This window comes from Citrobacter sp. Cpo040 (assembly GCF_030332915.1).
In the GTDB taxonomy this organism is placed as follows: Bacteria; Pseudomonadota; Gammaproteobacteria; order Enterobacterales; family Enterobacteriaceae; genus Citrobacter; species Citrobacter portucalensis.
This window is the reverse complement of record NZ_JAOWGX010000033.1, coordinates 281,797-297,889: the sequence shown is the minus strand read 5'-3', so window position 1 is coordinate 297,889 and position 16,093 is coordinate 281,797. Positions and strand designations below refer to the sequence as shown.

15 protein-coding genes are annotated in these 16,093 nt (G+C 51.6%); 14 read left to right on the top strand and 1 reads right to left on the bottom strand.

The window, feature by feature from the left end:
• Nucleotides 1–62 precede the first annotated feature (62 nt).
• The gene (hrpB, locus tag OGX86_RS04400) at nucleotides 63–2,492 is read right to left on the bottom strand and encodes an ATP-dependent helicase HrpB (RefSeq protein WP_286639409.1); all 2,430 of its coding nucleotides are present in this window, start codon (nucleotides 2,490–2,492) and stop codon (nucleotides 63–65) included.
• A gap of 73 nt (nucleotides 2,493–2,565) precedes the next feature.
• On the opposite strand from hrpB, the gene thpR reads away from it, so the two are divergent.
• The 14 genes from thpR (at nucleotide 2,566) to OGX86_RS04330 (ending at nucleotide 16,025) form a co-directional block, all read left to right on the top strand.
• Nucleotides 2,566–3,096: an RNA 2',3'-cyclic phosphodiesterase gene (thpR, locus tag OGX86_RS04395; RefSeq protein ID WP_286639407.1), complete on the top strand. Its 531-nt coding sequence runs from the start codon at nucleotides 2,566–2,568 to the stop codon at nucleotides 3,094–3,096.
• A 15-nt stretch (nucleotides 3,097–3,111) separates the two neighbouring features.
• The gene (gene sfsA / locus OGX86_RS04390; protein WP_286639405.1) at nucleotides 3,112–3,816 is read left to right on the top strand and encodes a DNA/RNA nuclease SfsA; all 705 of its coding nucleotides are present in this window, start codon (nucleotides 3,112–3,114) and stop codon (nucleotides 3,814–3,816) included.
• Nucleotides 3,817–3,993: 177 nt separating this feature from the next.
• Nucleotides 3,994–4,449 (top strand): RNA polymerase-binding protein DksA, encoded by a 456-nt coding sequence (dksA, locus tag OGX86_RS04385; protein WP_003829221.1) that lies wholly within the window; start codon nucleotides 3,994–3,996, stop codon nucleotides 4,447–4,449.
• A gap of 70 nt (nucleotides 4,450–4,519) precedes the next feature.
• Nucleotides 4,520–5,416, top strand: coding sequence for a tRNA glutamyl-Q(34) synthetase GluQRS (gene gluQRS, locus OGX86_RS04380; protein WP_048227072.1), 897 nt, complete (start codon nucleotides 4,520–4,522; stop codon nucleotides 5,414–5,416).
• 71 nt (nucleotides 5,417–5,487) lie between these two features.
• A complete protein-coding gene (gene pcnB / locus OGX86_RS04375) occupies nucleotides 5,488–6,885 on the top strand; it encodes a polynucleotide adenylyltransferase PcnB (RefSeq protein WP_204528218.1) in 1,398 nt (465 codons plus the stop codon).
• Between the two features lie 110 nt (nucleotides 6,886–6,995).
• Nucleotides 6,996–7,487 carry a 2-amino-4-hydroxy-6-hydroxymethyldihydropteridine diphosphokinase gene (folK, locus tag OGX86_RS04370; protein WP_048214906.1) on the top strand — a complete coding sequence of 164 codons (492 nt, stop codon included), beginning with the start codon at nucleotides 6,996–6,998 and terminating at the stop codon, nucleotides 7,485–7,487.
• Between the two features lie 590 nt (nucleotides 7,488–8,077).
• Nucleotides 8,078–8,677, top strand: a complete 600-nt coding sequence (locus OGX86_RS04365) for a fimbrial protein (RefSeq protein ID WP_048227073.1) — start codon at nucleotides 8,078–8,080, stop codon at nucleotides 8,675–8,677.
• 237 nt (nucleotides 8,678–8,914) lie between these two features.
• Nucleotides 8,915–9,520: a fimbrial protein gene (locus OGX86_RS04360; protein ID WP_048227074.1), complete on the top strand. Its 606-nt coding sequence runs from the start codon at nucleotides 8,915–8,917 to the stop codon at nucleotides 9,518–9,520.
• Nucleotides 9,521–9,615: 95 nt separating this feature from the next.
• Complete coding sequence (locus tag OGX86_RS04355) at nucleotides 9,616–10,347, top strand: fimbrial chaperone (RefSeq protein ID WP_240498918.1); 732 nt, start codon at nucleotides 9,616–9,618, stop codon at nucleotides 10,345–10,347.
• A 37-nt stretch (nucleotides 10,348–10,384) separates the two neighbouring features.
• Complete coding sequence (locus OGX86_RS04350; RefSeq protein WP_286639403.1) at nucleotides 10,385–12,982, top strand: outer membrane usher protein; 2,598 nt, start codon at nucleotides 10,385–10,387, stop codon at nucleotides 12,980–12,982.
• Between the two features lie 12 nt (nucleotides 12,983–12,994).
• Entirely contained in the window at nucleotides 12,995–13,567 is a 573-nt protein-coding gene (locus OGX86_RS04345; protein WP_048227076.1) for a fimbrial protein, read from the top strand.
• A 14-nt stretch (nucleotides 13,568–13,581) separates the two neighbouring features.
• On the top strand, nucleotides 13,582–14,163 hold the full coding sequence (locus OGX86_RS04340; protein WP_053069293.1) for a fimbrial protein: 582 nt from the start codon (nucleotides 13,582–13,584) through the stop codon (nucleotides 14,161–14,163).
• A 1-nt stretch (nucleotide 14,164) separates the two neighbouring features.
• Nucleotides 14,165–14,743: a fimbrial-like protein gene (locus tag OGX86_RS04335; RefSeq protein WP_048227077.1), complete on the top strand. Its 579-nt coding sequence runs from the start codon at nucleotides 14,165–14,167 to the stop codon at nucleotides 14,741–14,743.
• Between the two features lie 13 nt (nucleotides 14,744–14,756).
• Nucleotides 14,757–16,025 (top strand): fimbrial protein, encoded by a 1,269-nt coding sequence (locus OGX86_RS04330; RefSeq protein WP_136391527.1) that lies wholly within the window; start codon nucleotides 14,757–14,759, stop codon nucleotides 16,023–16,025.
• Nucleotides 16,026–16,093: the final 68 nt, after the last annotated feature.

The following is a 16,093-nucleotide window of genomic DNA, read 5'->3' as shown; positions in this document are numbered from 1 at the left end:
TCTCAATTATTACCGCTCTTTCGCCGGATGCGGCATAACGCCTTATCCGGCCTACAGTTACATTACGAATACTTTTTGGTACGCCGCGTTGGCGCGGTATTCGCCGGATCGTCCGGCCAGACATGTTTGGGATAACGCCCTTTCATCTCTTTTTGCACCTCACGGTACGATCCCTGCCAGAACGCGCTCAGGTCGCTCGTCACCTGTAGCGGTCTTTGGGCCGGCGACAGCAACTCCAGCACCAGCGGCACGCGCCCCTGGGCAATGGTTGGGGTCTTTGCTTCACCAAACATTTCCTGCATCCGAACCGCCAATACTGGAGGATTATCCTCATGATAGCGAATGGCAATCCGGCTTCCCGTCGGCACAGTGTAATGCGCAGGCAGCTCACTATCCAGACGTTGCAACATTGACCAGTCCAGTAAACCGCGCAACGCCTGTCCCACATTGAGTGCTTTTAATGCGCGTAACGAGTGCACACCGCTCATGTGCGGCAGCAGCCAGGTCTCCAGCGACACCAGCAGAGAATCCTCATCTACCGCGGGCCAGTCATACTCTGGCAACCAGTTTGCCGCACATTGCAGACGCAGTCGAAACTGCTCGGCTTCCGACGTCCAGTTGAGCACACTTAGCCCTTTATCGCGAATGCCATTCAACATCGCCTGATGCAACTCCTCTTCCGAGGGTTTGGCCAATGGCTGTACTTTTACCGTGAGCTGACCAATGCGCGACCGACGCAATGCCTTTAACGTTCCCTGAGTCTCATCCCATTCGATGGTGTCGGACTGTTGCAGCAGCTCAGGACATGCCTGCATCAGCGCCTCAATATCCAGCGGCAGAGCCAGCAAAATACGCGCGTCTGGCGCAGCGCTACCCTGCAACAAAAATGGCGCTATCAGCCATTCATAGCGTCCTGAAGCGTCATCAGCATCCAGCATTGCGCCCATGCCATTCGCCAGTTGATAGCGCCCTTCCTGCCCGCGTCGACGCGCGATCCGATCGGTAAACGCCCGCGCCAGCAATGAGGGGAGCAACGTGCTGTCGGGCTGTCCGCTGCTAACGTTAAGCCGTTTCAGCAACTGTTGACTGCGCTGCTGCCAGGCGGGCTGATTTCGTGAAAACGCCACGGTCAGATCGGTACTTCCGCCGCGCGGCGGCTCTTCCAGAATCGCAGCCAGTTTTGCCGCCGTAGCCGCTTCGGTATTATTTTTGGCACCGACCAGCATCGCCGCTAAACGAGGATCGTTACCCAATGCCGCCATTTTCTGTCCGCGAGCACTGAGCCTGTCGCCCTCAAGCGCGCCCAGCATCTGCAACAGCCGTTTTGCCGCCTGCAGATTGATGGCGGGCGGCGTATCCAGCCAGTTCAGTTGTTCAGGTTCGGTACATCCCCATTGCAGCAATTCCATCAGTAGCCCGGACAGATCGCTCTGCAATATCTCCGCTTCCCCCTGCGCTGTCGCTCTTTCTGCCTGCTCTTTGGCAAGCAGATGCACGCAAATACCGGGCTCCAGACGACCCGCACGTCCCGCGCGCTGAGTCATCGAAGCCTGGCTGATGCGCTGGGTAATCAGTCGCGTCAGACCGGTACGCACGTCATAGCGCGCCACGCGTTCCTGGGCGCAGTCCACCACCAGTCGGATGCCTTCGATCGTTAAGCTGGTTTCAGCAATATTGGTGGCCAGCACCACTTTGCGTTTGCCTTGCGGCGCGGGCACAATCGCCTGACGCTGCTCGGAAAGCGTTAACGCGCCGTACAGTGGACACAGCACAACATCGCTGCCTACACGCGTAGCCAGCTGCTCCTGTACACGCAGGATTTCGCCCACACCCGGTAAAAACAGCAGCAGTGACCCACCTTCATGGCGCAATAGCTCCGCCGTCGCTATCGCTACCGCTTCATCAAAACGCAAATGCGCCGCCAACGGCTGATACCGCCGCTCAACGGGAAATGCGCGGCCTTCAGAAACGATCGTCGGCGCATCGGGCAACATCTGCTGCAAACGCCCGTTATCCAGAGTGGCGGACATAATCAACAGTTTCAGATCGTCCCGCAGCCCTTGCTGCACATCCAGCAATAGCGCCAGCGCCAGATCAGCCTGTAAACTCCGTTCGTGAAATTCGTCGAGGATCACCAGCCCGACGCCTGTCAGTTCAGGATCGCGTTGGATCATCCGCGTCAGGACGCCCTCTGTTACCACTTCCAGCCGGGTCTGCGGCCCTACGCAACTTTGCGCGCGCATGCGATAACCCACGGTTTCACCCGGCTTTTCGTTCAGCAATTCCGCTAATCGCTGCGCCACATTACGCGCTGCCAGGCGGCGCGGCTCCAGCAAAATAATCCGCCCCGTGATACCGCGATGCTCAAGAAGTCGCAACGGCAGCCAGGTCGATTTCCCGGCACCGGTCGGCGCCGTCAGCAGAACCTGCGGCGAGGCATCAAGGGCGGTAAGCAGTTCAGGCACTACGGCGGCAACGGGCAACGACGTCACAAATGGCTCCAGAGGGTTAACATTCTTCGCGCTGCATTGTAGCATCGCGTTAATTCATAACCGAGTATCCATCATGTCTGAGCCAAAAAGGCTGTTCTTTGCGATTGAATTGCCAGCCGGGGTTCGGGAGCAGCTAATCCACTGGCGGGCCGCGCAGTTCCCCCCTGAAGCGGGTCGCCCCGTCGCGGCTGATAATCTGCATCTGACGCTGGCCTTTTTAGGCGACGTCAGCGCTGAGAAGCAACAGGCGCTGTCGCAGCTCGCGGGGCGTATTCGCCAGCCGGGTTTTACGCTCAAACTCGATGATGCCGGGCAATGGTTGCGATCCCGGGTTGTGTGGCTGGGAATGCGTCAGCCGCCGCGCGGGTTGCTGCAACTGGCGAATATGCTGCGGGCACAGGCCGCACGCAGCGGTTGCTACCAAAGCCCGCAGCCGTTTCATCCACATATCACGCTGCTGCGCGATGCCGGCCACGCGGTGCCAATCCCGCCACCGGGCTTTGGCTGGTCGTTTCCAGTCACGGAATTTGCGCTTTATTCCTCCTCATTAGCGCGAGGACGCACGCGTTACACGCAGTTGCAACGCTGGACGCTGACTGAATAATCAAAGGGACTGTTTATGCAATTTTCTCCACCTTTACAACCAGCAACGCTCATCCAGCGCTATAAGCGCTTTTTAGCGGATGTGATCACACCAGATGGCACAGAGTTAACGTTACACTGCCCAAATACCGGTGCGATGACCGGATGCGCAATGCCAGGTGACACCGTTTGGTATTCGACATCAGAAAATACTAAACGCAAATATCCACATACCTGGGAATTAACGCAAACTCAATCCGGTGAATTTATTTGTGTTAACACGCTGTGGGCCAACAGATTAACGAAAGAGGCGATTCAGCAGGCGTTAATTTCAGAAGTTTCAGGCTACAGCACTTTGAAAAGTGAAGTAAAATACGGCGCCGAAGGGAGCCGCATCGACTTTTTGTTACAGGCAGATTCCCGACCTGACTGCTATATTGAAGTGAAATCAATCACGTTGGCGGAAAAAGAGCAGGGTTATTTTCCCGATGCCATCACTGAACGAGGTCAGAAGCATCTTCGGGAATTGATGAGCGTAGCGGCTGAAGGCAAGCGGGCAGTGATATTTTTCGCCGTGCTACATTCAGCCATTACACGGTTTTCACCCGCGCGCCATATCGATGCAAAATATGCGCAATTATTAGTTGAAGCACAGCTTAAGGGGGTTGAAATTCTGGTTTATAAAGCGGAACTTTCTGCCCACGGTATGACTCTTAAAGAGCCGTTGCCCATTACCTTGTAATGGTGTAAATATCTGGTCAATTAGTATTCTGGGCGCGTGGGCAAATACGCTTTTCCTCACAGGGTTGTCAAGTGTTACGTTTAGATAATTGCTATCCGGAAAAGCATCTGCTATTTATAGCGACCTGATTTTTCCCCCGAACATGGGGATCGATAGTGCGTGTTAAGGAGAAGCAACATGCAAGAAGGGCAAAACCGTAAAACATCGTCCCTGAGTATTCTCGCCATCGCTGGGGTGGAGCCGTACCAGGAGAAACCGGGCGAAGAGTATATGAACGAAGCCCAGCTGTCGCACTTCAGGCGTATTCTTGAGGCATGGCGCAATCAACTTAGGGATGAAGTCGATCGCACCGTAACTCATATGCAAGACGAAGCGGCTAACTTCCCTGATCCGGTGGACCGCGCCGCACAGGAAGAAGAATTCAGCCTTGAGCTGCGTAACCGTGACCGTGAGCGCAAACTGATCAAAAAGATCGAGAAGACGCTGAAGAAAGTAGAAGACGAAGATTTCGGCTACTGCGAATCATGCGGCGTAGAAATTGGTATTCGCCGTCTGGAAGCACGTCCTACAGCCGATCTGTGCATCGACTGTAAAACGCTGGCAGAAATCCGCGAAAAACAAATGGCAGGTTAATTCCGGTCATTTTTACCACGTTTACTACAGGCGGGAGCTTCTCCCGCCTTATTATTTGTTAGTCCGCAAAATGAGCGATTCACACTATATAGGCCGCTTCGCCCCTTCCCCTTCTGGCGAACTGCATTTCGGTTCACTAATTGCCGCCCTCGGGAGTTACCTGCAGGCCCGCTCACAGCGCGGAATCTGGCGAGTGCGCATTGAAGATATTGACCCCCCTCGTGAAGTTCCCGGTGCTGCAGATACGATTCTGCGTCAGCTGGAACATTACGGACTGCACTGGGATGGCGATATTTTATGGCAATCCCAACGTCATGATGCCTACCGCGAGGCGCTCGCCTGGTTACATCAACAGGATCTGAGCTATTACTGCACCTGTACGCGGGCGCGTATTCAAAGCGTCGGCGGTATTTATGACGGCCACTGCCGTGAGTTACGCCTCGGACCAGAGCAGGCGGCTGTCCGCATAAAGCAACGCCATCCGGTGATGCAGTTTACTGACCAACTGCGCGGTGAGATTCAGGCTGACCCGCAGCTTGCGAGGGAAGATTTTATTATCCACCGACGCGACGGGCTGTTTGCCTATAACCTCGCTGTGGTGGTTGATGACCACTTTCAGGGCGTAACGGAGATTGTACGCGGCGCCGATCTTATCGAACCCACGGTGCGGCAAATCTCTTTGTATCAGCAGTTTGGCTGGCAAGCGCCTGACTATATTCATCTTCCGCTGGCGCTCAACGAACAAGGCGCTAAACTTTCAAAACAAAATCATGCACCTGCGCTGCCGCAAGGCGATCCGCGTCCGGTGATTATTGCCGCGCTGCGCTTTCTCGGCCAGCGTGCCGATATCCCGTGGCAGGATATGCAGGTTGATCAGATCCTGGAGTTTGCCGTTGAGAATTGGCGTCTGACAGCGGTGCCTGAATCGGCGATCTTAAATCCGGCATTCTCAAATGCATCATGCTGAGCTATGATTAGCCGCTATTTTTACACAGCAACACTTGTTCTGATTGAAGTTTGACACTACCGAGGTGCACTATTTTTACCCGAGTCGCTAATTTTTGCCGCAAGGTGCTAAGCCGCGAGGAGCGCGAGGCTGAGCTCGCCGTCGCCCGTCCACATATGACGGTAATTCCGCGTGAGCAGCACTCTATCTCCCGCAAAGATATCAGTGAAAATGCCCTGAAGGTAATGTACAGGCTCAATAAGGCCGGATACGAGGCATGGCTGGTTGGCGGTGGTGTACGCGATCTTTTGCTGGGCAAAAAACCGAAAGATTTTGATGTCACCACTAACGCAACGCCGGATCAGGTGCGCAAACTGTTTCGTAACTGTCGCCTGGTCGGTCGCCGTTTCCGTCTGGCCCATGTCATGTTCGGCCCAGAAATTATCGAAGTGGCGACTTTCCGCGGTCATCATGAAGGCAGCGAATCCGATCGCACAACATCGCAGCGTGGGCAAAACGGTATGCTGCTGCGTGACAACATCTTCGGCTCCATCGAAGAAGATGCCCAGCGTCGCGACTTCACGATCAACAGCCTGTATTACAGCGTGGCCGATTTCACCGTACGTGATTACGTCGGGGGAATGCAGGATCTCGAAGAGGGCATCATTCGCCTGATCGGTAATCCGGAAACGCGCTACCGCGAAGATCCTGTACGTATGCTGCGCGCCGTGCGCTTTGCCGCCAAGCTCGACATGCGTATCAGCCCGGAAACCGCGGAGCCTATCCCGCGTCTGGCTACCTTGCTTAACGATATTCCTCCTGCACGCCTGTTTGAAGAAGCGCTCAAGCTGTTACAGGCGGGCTATGGGTACGAAACCTATAAAAAACTGCGTGAGTACAGCCTGTTCCAACCGCTGTTCCCAACCATTACGCGCTACTTCACCGAAGACGGTGACAGCCCGATGGAACGCATCATTGCCCAGGTACTGAAGAATACCGATAACCGCATTCACAATGATATGCGCGTTAACCCGGCGTTCTTGTTTGCTGCCATGTTCTGGTATCCGTTACTGGAAGCCGCACAGAAAATTGCGCAAGAAAGCGGTCTGGCCTATTACGACGCTTTCGCGCTGGCAATGAACGACGTGCTGGACGAAGCCTGCCGCTCGCTGGCGATCCCGAAACGTCTGACCTCACTGACCCGCGATATCTGGCAGTTGCAGTTACGTATGTCCCGTCGCCAGGGCAAACGCGCCTGGAAGCTGATGGAGCATCCAAAGTTCCGCGCAGCTTACGACCTGTTAGCGCTGCGTGCTGAAGTCGAACACAACGCGGAATTGCAGCGACTGGCGAAATGGTGGGGTGAATTCCAGGTTTCAGCGCCGCCGGAACAAAAAGGCATGCTGAACGAGCTGGATGAAGAGCCAGACGTACGCCGTCGCCATCGTCGCCCGCGTAAACGCGCGCCACGCCGCGAAGGTTCCGCGTGACCAATCGCGTATACCCAATGGATTTCGGGTTGCATCAAGGCGGCGACACAGCGAACTCCCGGGAGCGTACATCAGTACGTGACTGGGATGAGCGAGGAAAGCCAACACAGATGCAGCCTGAAAGACGACGGGTATATATCGCTATTGGCAGCAACCTCGCCTCCCCGCTGGAACAGGTGAATGCTGCCATACAGGCGATCGGTGAAATTCCCGACAGCCGCATTATGGCCGTCTCTTCATTTTACCGCACACCGCCATTAGGCCCACAGGATCAGCCCGATTACCTGAACGCCGCCGTGGCGCTGGAAACCACCCTCGCCCCCGAAGCGTTGCTGGACCATACCCAGCGTATTGAACTGCAACAGGGCCGCGTGCGCAAAGCTGAACGCTGGGGGCCGCGAACGCTGGACCTCGACATTATGCTGTTTGGCGATGAAGTGATTAACACCGAACGTCTGACCGTGCCGCACTACGACATGAAAAACCGGGGCTTTATGCTGTGGCCGTTAGTTGAAATCGCGCCAGAACTGCTCTTCCCTGGCAATACTCCGCTCCGTACTTATCTCGCCCAGAATTACCCTCAACGTCCTGCTCTCTGGTAATACCGTTAATTTCAGACATGCCGCTCGCAAGAGACACTGCGCGATTGTTGCCCGTGTTACTATTCAACGTTGCCCCTCCGCCCGCAACATAACCATAACCATTTTGCACGATAATTAATATTGTATTACTTCATAAATGTACAATACGTTAATATTTTAGATTATTAATTAACACAGAGATTGTTATTTTTTTTAAAAGAAGATTGCATTTTTTCTAATAAATAAAAAAACATCAACCACAGTGATATATCAGATAAAGCATAACCAATCATTCGATTTTTCCTACAAAAAAAACCGCTATTTGGTCAATGCATCAAGCTAAAACATCACCACATCAGATGTTACAAGTATAAAAATGCCAATTCGCTCTCATTCCGACCCTTAAGGAATTCACAAAAACAATAACCATCTAAAAGCATACCCTCATATGAATATGAAAATTCAATATCATTCACATGGAAAATAATTCTATAAAAAAAATCAAATTCATGAATTTTACATCAGGTGCTGATATTTGATTTAATTGCCCCGCAATAATTTATTCATCGGTTATTTTTTAATATTATTAAGTTTAATAAGGACATTTCAAAATGAACAAAACGCTACTCGTTATCGCGTTATCTACCGCTACGCTTTCATCTTCAGCGTTTGCGCTGGATGGTGGTCAGATCGATTTTGCCGGGCTGGTCAGTGATAACACCTGCGTAATGAGCGTCAACAACGGTGCGCAAGATGCACAAATTCAGTTAGAAACGGCCTCCGTGGATGAAGTTAACACTGCTGGTGTGGTGAAAGCAGCCACTGTTGGCGCTAAACCAAAAGCGTTTACTATCAGCGTTGATTGCAGCAAAGCAGGCTTCACCACTCAGACTAAAGCAGACCTGACTATGACCTCACAGTTTCGTAGTAACGGTCAGGGGACTCTGAATAACGACACCACCATTACCAACGCAGCGTCCGGCGTTAACGTGGCAATTCACGAACAGAATCCTACCAGCGGTGCTTATTCTATGGTTACCGTCGATGGTAAAGACGTTCATTCCCAGAACTTTGATACCAATAAGAAAGCGCAGTGGTCATTTGTTGCTTCATACGTAGCTCAAACCAATCCGGCAGCCACACCGGTGGTGGTTCCAGTAGCTGCCGGTTTTGTTAAAACCAACGCGGCCTATACCATCGCCTATAACTAAGTCAGTTTTTTAGTTATTAAAAAGGAAATGGGAAACCATTTCCTTTACTACAACAAACGCAATTAACGTAAGCCATGTTTCATTCACCAGAACAATGAACATAAACACAGAAAATAAATAGAAGCAAACCATTTGAGCTGGTTATTTTACTGGATAAAACAAGATGAATTAATATTACGTAGCGGAAATATTCATTTTCCAGACTAGTAGTATTTTTTATTAAAAGGACGTTTAATTGTGAACAAAAAATTACTTGTTATCTCACTGGCATTTTCTGCGGCAACGATTTCCTCCTCAGCGTTTGCGCTGGATGGCGGCCAGATCGACTTCGCTGGACTGGTCAGTGATAACACCTGCGTGATGAGCGTCAACAACGGTGCGCAAGATGCACAAATTCAGTTAGAAACGGCCTCCGTGGATGAAGTTAACACCGCTGGTATGGTGAAAGCAGCCACTGTTGGCGCTAAACCAAAAGCGTTTACTATCAGCGTTGATTGCAGCAAAGCAGGCTTCATCACTCAGACTAAAGCAGACCTGACTATGACCTCTCCGTTCCACAGCAACGGTCAGGGCACCCTGAACAACGACCCCAGCATTACTAATGCGGCAACCGGCGTCAATATTGCGATTCACGAAGTAAATCCGACCTCAGGCGTTTATTCCATGGTCACTGTTGATGGTAAAGACCTCCATTCACAGAACTTTGACACCAACAAGAAGGCGCAGTGGTCATTTGTTGCTTCATACGTAGCTCAGACTGACCCTGCAGCGACTCCAGTCGTCGCTCCGGTAGCAGCAGGTTTTGTTAAAACCAACGCAGCCTACACCATTGCTTACAACTAATTAAGCACTGTACTTAGTAGTTTTAGCCTAACCCAAGGAAATAACTGCGGTTATTTCCTTTTATCAACACTTAAGGAAAGAAGAGTATGACCAGGATGCGTCATCTTAGCCACTGTTTGCTCTGTACACTGAGCATTGCTTATTGTTCACAGGCTACTGCCGATATTGTCCTGTCCGGGACCCGAATTATTTATAAAGAAGAGCAAAAAGACACCTCCATTCGAATGGAAAACAAAGGACAACGCCCGTTACTGGTACAAAGCTGGTTGGATAACGGCAAAGATAACGAAGATCCCAGCACCATTAAGGTGCCTTTTACTGTCACCCCCCCCGTTTCCCGTATTGAAGCTAAACGCGGCCAAACGGTGAAATTTACCTATACGGGTAGCATTCCACTGCCAAAAGACAGAGAAAGCGTTTTCTGGTTTAACGCGCTGGAAATTCCCCCTAAACCGAGCGAAGCGGATGCAAAGGGTAAGAACCTGCTGCAGTTGGCTTTTCGCACGCGCATAAAACTTTTCTATCGCCCTGACGGGCTGGAAGGCACATCCACAACAGCGCCTGAAAAATTAACCTGGCACGCCCAAAAAGCCGCCACTGGCGCCATCGTGCAGGTAACGAACCCGACCCCTTATTTTGTCTCCTTTAGCGCCGTCACGGTGGAAAGCGCGGGCAAAAAGTATGAGGTGAATGCCACGATGGTTGCCCCTAAAAGCAGCGCCGATTTCACCATTAAGGGCCTGGCTTCACCACCGTCATCAGCCAAGTTGAATTACCACGCAATCAGCGATTTTGGTGGTGATATCAGCGGGCAGGTCTCCCTGTAATTTTTCATTGCCGTTCGCGCTCTAATGTGGAAATTTTATGTCACCCATATCAAAAAAACGTCAATTAAAGCGGCTTACCCGGGCAATTATATGCTGCATATTTGCCTCTAGTCATCTCGCCTGGGCTGAAGAAAACCTGGAGTTTGATCGCACATTTTTGATGGGGAGCTCCGCAGGGGGTATCGACTTAGATCGTTACTCTAACGGTAACGCCGTGCTTCCGGGCATCTACGATGTCGGTGTCAGCGTGAACAATAAAACGGTCGGCAACATGAAGCTGACGTTTATTGATCTCGGCGACAATAAAAGCGCTAAAGCCTGTATTACGCCCTCCATGCTGCTGCGCCTGCATATCAGCCAACCCGAGTACCATGGAAATGAGGGCATTTTACAAAAACGCAGCGACGATATTGAGAATTGCCTCGATCTGCCAAAGCTGATCCCTCTGTCCTCAGTAGAGTACAACGCCAACGATCAGTTGCTGAATATTAGCGTCCCCCAAGCGTGGGAAGAGAAGTCCTATAGCAACTATATCGATCCTTCCTTTTGGGAGGACGGCGTCAATGCCGCCATGCTCTCCTATAACGCTAACGCCTGGCATAATGAATATTCCGATGACTCCGATGATAGCCTCTACACTGGCCTGAACGCAGGGATAAACCTCGCGGGTTGGCATCTGCGTTCCCAAGGAAACTACTCCTGGCGTCGCGATGAAGGCGGCTCATTCGATCTGCAACACAGCTATATCCAGCATGATATTCCGGCGCTGCGTTCGCAGTTTGCTGTGGGCGAACAGGGAACATCTGGAAATACGTTTGACTCTGTCAGCCTGCGCGGCATTCGCTTATATAGCGAAACCTTAATGCTGCCGCCGGTCTTAGCATCATATTCCCCCAGCGTGCGTGGTATCGCCAAAAGCAACGCCAAAGTAACCATCACGCAAAACGGGTATAAGGTTTACGAAACAACCGTACCGCCCGGCCCGTTTGAGCTGACTGACTTCACTCCCGGTGGCTATGGCGCAGATCTCATTGTCACCATTGAAGAGGCCGATGGCTCTAAACATACCTTTACCCAGCCCTATTCCTCATTGGTTCAGATGATGCACCCAGGGGTAGGCAGTTGGGATTTCAGCGTGGGCGAAATTCAGCAAGACGAACTGGCAGAAGCGCCTAACCTGGCCCAGGGGACGTTTTACTACGGCCTCAACAACACCTTTACCGGATATACCGGTTTCCAGATTACCGACAACAATTACTATGCCGGCTTGTTGGGTCTGGGTATGAATACCGTGCTTGGGGCATTTTCATTTGATATCACCCATTCACAAACCAAGATCCCTAACTCAAAGACCTATACCGGTCAGAGTTACCGCATCTCGTGGAATAAATTCTTCGCGCCAACCAATACGTCGTTGAATATTGCGGCCTATCGCTACACCACAGAAAACTACCTCAGCCTGACTGACGCGATGGAACTTATCGATAGCGCAAAACACGTCAGCCACAATGAATATGAGAATATAAATAGCTATAGCCGCCTGAAAGATCAGGTGAATTTGAGTATGAACCAGTCTTTACGCGATGGTAAAAAAGACTATGGTTCCTTCTACCTCACCGGAACCTGGAGCCGCTACTGGGTCACCAATAACAGCCAGAGCAGTTTTTCATTTGGCTACAGCAGCAACTTCAGTTGGGCAAGCTACAGCATCGGCGTACAGCGCACCTACAATGATGATGGAGAACAGGATGACGCCATCTATCTGACGCTAAACGTTCCTCTCGATCGACTCTTTGGTCGCGAATCGGGCAGCGGCGGCTTCAATTCTCTGAGCAGTTCGGTCAACAGCGATCTGAAAGGCAACGATCAGTACAGCATGAACGTTAACGGGAATAGCAAAGATAATCGCTGGAACTACAGCGTAAACAGCAGCTACAACCGGGTGAACGGCGATCAAAACCTTTCCACCATTGGCACCTACGCTTCTTATGACTCGCCATGGGGAACCTATTCCGGTTCGGCTTCCGCCAGCAATGACCAGTCACGCCAGTATTCTCTCAGTACCGACGGCGGCTTCGTGTTTCACCGCGGCGGCGTAACGTTCTCCAGCGACAGCTTCAGTGAAAACGATACGTTACTGGTGGTGAATGCGCCTGGCGCAGAAGGCGCGCGCATCGGCTATGGCAGCAGTACCGTCGACCGTTTTGGTTACGGTGTCTTCAGTTCGCTGACGCCCTACCGGGAAAACACAGTCGCACTGGATATCAGCGATCTGGACAACGACATCGAGATGAAAAGCACCAGTACCACCGTCGTTCCACGTCAGGGAGCGGTGATCTTCAGTACCTTTGAGACCGACCAGCGACGCTCTGCCGTCTTCAATCTTACCCGCAGCGACGGACAGCCGCTACCTTTCGCGGCCAGCGTATTTGACACCAAAGGGATATCCCTTGGCGCAATTGGTCAGGGCGGTCAGGCGTTTGTTCGCGGCGTTGAGGATGAGGGTGACATTATTGTCCGCTGGGCGGTGAAAAATCAGCCGCAAAGCTGCCGCGCGCATTATCAACTTCCGCAAACTCCTGCGGATAAACGACAGCCGCAGATCGTGAACGCTGCGGTTTGCAAAATGGAATAATCCCGGGGAGAGATGATGAAAGCGCCATTATATAACCTAATTTTCGTCACTGCCCTGGCCCTTTATGGGACAGCGAGCTACGCGCAAGATCTGACAGTCAATTTTGATGCCACCGTGGAAGAAACGACCTGTGCCATGACAGTGAGATCGCTGGGAAGCGCAGCGGCAAGCGGCACTTCTAATGATGGCTATATTCTTACCGTTCCTGAGATGACGGTCCTTGATATCGTCAACCAGACATCAAAGGCGGAAGGAAGCTTCACGTTATTGCCCACAGAGTGCAATAACGAAATCACCAGCATTATCATGAGTATCAGCGGCAACACCAACGCAGGCAACAGTTACTTTATTGATAACGACAGCAGCATCAGCGGCTACGCCGAAAACGTCTCTATGGCTTTTATACCCAAAGGCGGCACAGATGGGCAGCGCATTAAGCTTGACGGCACCCAGAACGTCACCTGGAGTAGCAACCAGATAACGAATGGCATGGACCTCTCGGTGCAATTTCGTCGCCTGACAAGCACCACTCCCGTCGCCGGGACTTTTCAGGCTAATGCCACCTTCTCCTTTACCTACAAATAAAAAGGACGTTCACAATGCCGCGTATTTTTTCCCTGTGCCTGGCGCTGCTTCTCACGTTGAGTGGACGCCTTGTCGCAGGCACAATGGAACTGACCGTAAAAACCACGATCACCCCCAGTACCTGCACCATGAAGCTGTACGATAACAACAGCCATCAGGCCTCGGTCATTGATATTGGTGACGTCTACGTACCTGAAATAGTCAAAAAAACCAACGTACAACACTTTTCGCTGGTGTTCAGTGACTGTGAAGGGTTAATAAAATCGCAGGCGCTGGTCACACTCAGCGGGCAAACTGGCTGCGGTGGCGCGGCTGGCAACGGCGCGGGCTTTAAAAACAGCCTCAGCGGCACCGATGCCGCCAGCGGCGTAGCGGCTGAAGTCTGGACCACGACCACGCCAGCGGGCGCTGGCAGCACCCAGCTCAACTGCAACACCAAACCAACGTCAAGCGTAGATGTCAGCGGAGCGACCAATAAGCAAACCGTTTCCTGGCCGCTCAGTACGCGTATCGTCTTCGAAACAGGGAAAAGCATTGTCGACCTCCAGCCTGGCGCGTTTTCAACCCAAACCGTTTTCACGGTGGAGTATCAATAACATGATCATCAAGCGTTTATTCGCCTTCATTGCGCCCGTGTTGCTGACTGTACCGTTGCTCAGTGCTGCCGATACTAACATGGAAATAAAGGCCAATATTATTAACCCAAGCTGCCAGATCAGCCTCGATAATAATGGCGCGGTCGACCTGGGTACGGTGAGTCAGGAGTATTTTGCCAATAACGAAACGCCGGAGGATTATCTGGCCGGGGGTAAGAGTTTCTATATTCAGGTGAATGACTGTGCGTCCGTTGGCGGTAAAACGCCGACGCAAATTACCTTCCAGTTTGCCCCGCTATCAGGAAGCTTTTCCCCCTACTCCGGGCAAATATTTGCCAATGAAGATATCACTGGGCCAGATAACGTCGGAGTGGTTATTTTTTCTACTCACGATCCGCAAAATATCTTTAATGTGCTGAATACCGATGGTACGCCACGCAGTATTTATAACGTTACGCCGGCGGATTATACCAATGCCAACTATACGTTTTATGCCCGTATGCAGAAGGTGGTAGCTTCCCGTTCCGTTACCGGGGGCGCGGTGAAGGCTAGCGTACTGGTTTCCGTCTATTATGAATAATAAGAGATAGCAGATGAATATTTCCTCCAGTGCATCAAAAAAATGGATTAATGGTGTATGTATTCTGGCACTGTCCTCAATGGTGGGTCTTATACCACAGGCTCTGGCCCATGGCCCTGACACCTATATTGTCGGAAACGATGCCCACACAGGACCGAATGATCGCCTGGGTCCAACCGGAGAGGGCATTACAAACACCACGGTATCCCTCACCGGAAACCAAACGTTTGTTTTCTACAAATCCAGCACGTTGCAGCCGAGCAACGTATCCACATGGGTAACCAACTCATCCAACGATGGCTCAAACAACGGTACGGTTTATTGTACCACTGAGGATGGTGCGACGGGTGAAGCACTTGTGCTAGAAAATAATTTTCAGGATTCAGGTTTAACCTATGGCGGGCATAAATTACTGAAAACAAATATTCAGGGACTCTATTTCACCTACAGTATTGCCAATATAGGTTCCTGGAATATAGGCTTTACCCCAAACCCACTATGGGTTGGGGATTATTCAACCCCCGTATCACTCATAAAATATGATAAATCGGGAGGTAGCGGCTGCGCAACCGAGACAACCGGGATGGGGTATAAGCCCATTGGCGGTTTTACCGGCGGGGCAACAATCACCTTTTATAACGACGGCACATTTGACCCTAAAGGCACAGAAACGATTTCGCTGTTAAACAACGGTGGGTATTCATACCGCATCTACAACCCGAATCCGGGGGCGGGCATTATTTCTTATCATGTTACCTATACTATTTCGACCAACAACTTTAAAATTTCGCTGCCTACCTGCTCAGCTGCCGTATTGAGCGGAAACAGCGTCAATGGCTCAACGGTTTCGATGGGTTCCTATAGCCCAAACAGCATTATCAACGGCGCCAATCCCGTACCATTCAATATTGAACTGTCGGGCTGTGCGCGTGTACGAAATATCGCGGTAAAGCTGGTTAGTTCGGTCACGGGCACCGATACATCATTATTGGGCAATACGCTAGTGACAAATAAAGCCGAAGGTGTGGGCCTGCAAATCAAAGGGCTGGCCAACGATGTGGGTAACGACATGATCCTGATCCCTAACGATGATACCTCTGTGTATCAGGATTACGAGAGTGAAACGGATACATCAACAGGCGGGGTTAGCGGAAACGGGGGTAACATTGTTACCACCAACCAGAGCCTGAAGTTTCAGGCCACTATGAAGCGCGACAGCAACCAGAAGATCCTTTCCGGTAAATTCTACGCCACGGGTATCTTTTCGATCACATACCCCTAAAATCGCCCCCTCCTCTCCCGGCGGGACACCGTCGGGAATTCCCACAAAGGGCTAACGCTTTTCCGCTT